The sequence below is a fragment of the Vibrio makurazakiensis genome (assembly GCF_050337375.1).
Classification (GTDB): domain Bacteria; phylum Pseudomonadota; class Gammaproteobacteria; order Enterobacterales; family Vibrionaceae; genus Vibrio; species Vibrio makurazakiensis.
This window is the reverse complement of the sequence record NZ_JAKJSW010000411.1, coordinates 1-1,791: the sequence shown is the minus strand read 5'-3', so window position 1 is coordinate 1,791 and position 1,791 is coordinate 1. Positions and strand designations below refer to the sequence as shown.

The window sequence follows — 1,791 nt, the reverse complement described above, 5'->3', positions numbered from 1 at the left end:
GTGGTGCAACCGATGCTGGCTACAAAGACATTAAGTTCTTTTTGAAAATGGCGAACGGTCATATTGGCGAGCTCCAACTTAATACCAAAAACATGATGGTCGCAAAGAAGAATGGACACATTATTTATGACATTCTGCGAGACGGTGGAGCACTTAATAAGCCGTTTACCATTACAAACTCTGAAGTGCTGGCGAAAGTAAGCCGTAATATGAGTGAGAAGTGGTTCAACTTCATAAAGACAAGGGTACCTAAAGCGAAAGCTGATATTGCAGAAGTAGCGTTACTTGTTGAGCGTTTGAAAAAGAATATGTCGACGGGTAACAACAGCCTAGTCGTGAGCCTAAAAGAGATAAAAACGCTCTCTCGAGTCAGTTTGTGTATCTATGAACAAGGCGACAATGGACGAACCTTAATTGACTAGTCTAGAGTGAATGTTGGCTTATCTTGTGCCTTAAAACAAAAGAAAGCCCTAGCGACATGTATACGTCGTTAGGGCTTTCTTACTTTACCTAAAAGATTATTTAAACTCGTAGGTATATGAAATACCTATTCGGTTGTTTTCACCGTAATCGTCTTCGGCGAGCACTCCATAGAAATTGAAAGACTGAGCATCCGTCAACTTATGGCTTAGCCCTGCACCAGTCCAATAGCCTGAATAGTTGTCTGAGCCCATAGAGCCACCACCAAAAGCCATGAACGTCCACTTGTCTGTCAGCGGCCTTAACGTAAATGCGCCTAAATACCCACCGTGTGATGAAGCGGGCAACATCACATAGTCGTTCTCCACATTACTATCATCAAAGTGGGCAATATCGCCATCGTTATAGTTGTATCCAGCCATAGGAAAAATCTGCCATCCCATAGGTTCGATACCAAAGTAACTGAGTGGGATAAACGTACCAATGCTGTAATTATTTCGATGACCTTCAGGTTCGTATTCAGCGCGGCTAAAGTTAAAGTTTATGATACCAACGGGAAACAGCCATGAGCCACCGACACGCCATTCATCTCCATCTGCGTTGACACTACCATTGACCTTACGAGACTCATCTAGGCCCAAAGAGCCTGAAAAATTCACTCCTTCGCTGTATGAAATCCCCACTTTAGTAATGATCTTAGTAGGGTCTTCGTGATGTTTTTCTTCCGCTAAAGCTGATCCTATGACAGTACAAAGCGCTATAGCGGTGATTGCTATTTTGTGCATCTGCTACCTTAGAATGTCATGCTTGCGCCGATGAAGTGAATGCGCCCATCGAACGAGCCTGTTACGTCGAGGAACTGACCTTCGACTCGACCATCACGCGCAATATCGACAGAGCCTAAATCAGCATATTCATAGAAAATGTCGAAGGTATACTCTTCCCACTGTGTGCTAGCACCAACTGAGTAGCGATATTGCTCTCCGACAGGTAGATCAACCCACTGTTTCGTTGGGTCATCTTGAGGGGATGTCTCATACGAGAAGCCTGCTTTCAAACGCCAGTCTGCATTTAATCGATAGTCGGTACCGATAGCAAACTTCCAAACGTCTTCCCAGTCACGCTGAATAGCGACTTGATCACCGAAAGATGTTTGATCCCATTCACTCCAGCGGTGTAATTGAATACTGGCGAGTAAGTTTAAATCATTAGTCAGAGCGTAACTTGAACTAATGTCTGCAATGGCAGGTACGGCTAACTCTGTAACGATCCCAACTTGCATCGGGCCTGATAGATTAGTATCAAATTCATGCTCAACTTTAGATCGGAAGCTTGCACCGATATTGAGTTTTTCGTTGTACTGATACATGG

At 43.9% G+C, this 1,791-nt stretch carries 2 protein-coding genes and 1 pseudogene; 1 reads left to right on the top strand and 2 read right to left on the bottom strand.

Features of this window, described 5'->3' with window-relative positions; translation table 11 throughout:
• Positions 1-422: pseudogene (locus L4C33_RS22020) on the top strand (hypothetical protein); the annotation flags it as partial.
• 96 nt (positions 423-518) lie between these two features.
• On the opposite strand, the gene L4C33_RS22015 reads toward L4C33_RS22020, so the two are convergent.
• A complete protein-coding gene (locus L4C33_RS22015; protein WP_428814516.1) occupies positions 519-1,205 on the bottom strand; it encodes a hypothetical protein in 687 nt (228 codons plus the stop codon).
• 8 nt (positions 1,206-1,213) lie between these two features.
• Positions 1,214-1,791, bottom strand: a 578-nt coding sequence (locus tag L4C33_RS22010) for an OmpP1/FadL family transporter (protein WP_428814515.1), incomplete at its 5' end; no start/stop codon positions are given.

Coding starts and splice junctions, on each gene's coding strand:
- L4C33_RS22015 (WP_428814516.1), bottom strand. CDS start 1,205: ATGCACAAAATAGCAATCACCGCTATAGCGCTTTGTACTGTCATAGGA.